The 1,950-nt window shown below is 65.9% G+C and carries 1 protein-coding gene; it reads left to right on the top strand.

Annotation, left to right across the window (positions count from 1 at the left end):
- Positions 1 to 53: 53 nt before the first annotated feature.
- Complete coding sequence (locus QL985_RS12035; RefSeq protein ID WP_019310945.1) at positions 54 to 1,265, top strand: dicarboxylate/amino acid:cation symporter; 1,212 nt, start codon at positions 54 to 56, stop codon at positions 1,263 to 1,265.
- The last annotated feature ends 685 nt before the right edge of the window (positions 1,266 to 1,950 follow it).

Raw genomic sequence — 1,950 nt, 5'->3', positions numbered from 1 at the left:
CACGCGAGGACCCTGGTGAAGGGCCGGTGGCCAGGTTGCGTTGATAATGGAGCATGCGCTTGAGATCCCTCTTCCAGAACCTGCTCGTCCGCGTTGTCGCAGCCATCGTCCTCGGCAGTGCACTCGGAGCAGTCATGCCCGAGTGGCTCGCTCGAGTGTTCATGACGTTCAACGGCATCTTCAGCCAGTTCCTGGGCTTCCTGATCCCCCTCATCATCGTGGGTCTCGTCACCCCGGCCATCGCCGAGCTGGGGCGGGGCGCCGGCAAGTGGCTCGCGGTCACCGCGGCGGTCGCCTACGGCTCCACCGTCTTTGCGGGGCTGCTGGCGTTCCTCGTGGCCCAGAGCAGCTATCCCTGGCTGCTGGGCGGGACACAGTCGATCGACGGGCTCGAGAATCCGGAGGAGCACGCGCTCAGCGGCTACTTCGAGATCGCCATGCCCCCGGTGTTCGACGTCATGACAGCACTCGTCCTGGCCTTCTGCCTGGGTGTGGGGATCACGTTCGTGCGGGGAACCACCCTGCACTCCGGCTTCGCGGAACTGCGCACCATCGTCATGCGCGTGGTGGAGAAGGTCATCATCCCTCTCCTGCCGCTCTACATCTTCGGCATGTTCCTGAGCCTCACCATGAACGGCCAGATCGCGCTGGTGATCTCCACATTCCTGCGCGTGGTCGTGCTCGCGTTCATCATGACCATCGTGATCCTGCTCATCCAGTACGGGATCGCGGGAGTGGTGACCAGGCGCAACCCGTTCGTCATGCTCAAGAACATGCTGCCGGCCTACGCCACCGCCCTGGGCACGGCCTCGTCGGCCGCGACCATCCCGGTGACCCTGGCGTGCGCCCGCCGCAATGGCGTCGACGAGCGAGTGGCCGGCTTCACGATCCCCCTGTGCGCCACGATCCACCTGTCGGGATCCACCATGAAGATCGTGCTGTTCTCCACGGCGATCATGACGATCTCTGGCATGCCCATCGACACGTGGCAGTACGTCGGGTTCATCTTCCTGCTGGGCGTGACCATGGTCGCGGCACCGGGCGTGCCCGGCGGCGCCATCATGGCGGCCGTGGCGATCCTGCAGTCGCAGCTCGGCTTCGACGAAACTGCCGTGGGGCTCATGATCGCCACGTACGTGGCCATCGACTCCTTCGGCACCGCGTGCAACGTCACCGGCGACGGAGCCATCGCCGCGGTCATGGACAAAATGCTGCGAGGGAAGGACGGGCGGCTGCGCAACTCCCCCAGCGCCGCGGTTCGCTGAACAGCAACCGCCACGCCTTCCAGGGGCGCGCCGTGTCACACGGCGCGCCCCTGACACGTGTGGGGCACCAGATCGACCGGCGGTCAGAGGACAGCCGAAACACCCGCACATGGAGACGGCGACAACCCCTAACCCGCCGCAGAGCCAAACCGGTCGCACCAGGCACGGCTAACCATGACCAACCCGTCGGTCCAGGCACAGGAAGATCATCGTCAGTGCCAAGGGAAGGCGATGGGAAGACCACCGGCATCTCATCGGCACAGAGACGGGACGCTCATCGTCACCTCGTCGAGACGACGACGGGAAGAACTCACCGCGGCGAACTCGGACCGTGGCGCGCACAGGCAGCGTCGATGGCCGGGGCCCACGGACGGGCTGTGCGCGGAGCGCAGAGTACGACACCCGGTTTAGAGAGCACCAGGCCCGGAGTGGGGAGCACCAGGCCCTGAGTGGACTGGGAGCCTGCCCCGCTGGGGCTGGGGAGCCCAGCATGCGCCGGGCTATGCCCGGGGGCTTGTGGCCCCGGGCCATGGAATGCGTGTTAAATGTGGGGAGGCCCCACCTGGTCCACTCGGTGTGAGTGGTCCTGGTGGGGCCTCAACCCATCCTACGTTGATTCCGGCGGTGACTTACTCTCCCACACCCTACCGAGTGCAGTACCATCAGCGCTGTGGGTCTTAGCTAC

This window comes from Kocuria sp. APC 4018 (genome assembly GCF_030407675.1).
Lineage (GTDB): Bacteria > Actinomycetota > Actinomycetes > Actinomycetales > Micrococcaceae > Kocuria > Kocuria rhizophila.
Note: the sequence above shows the minus strand (reverse complement) of the source record. Positions and strands in the feature narration are given on the sequence as shown.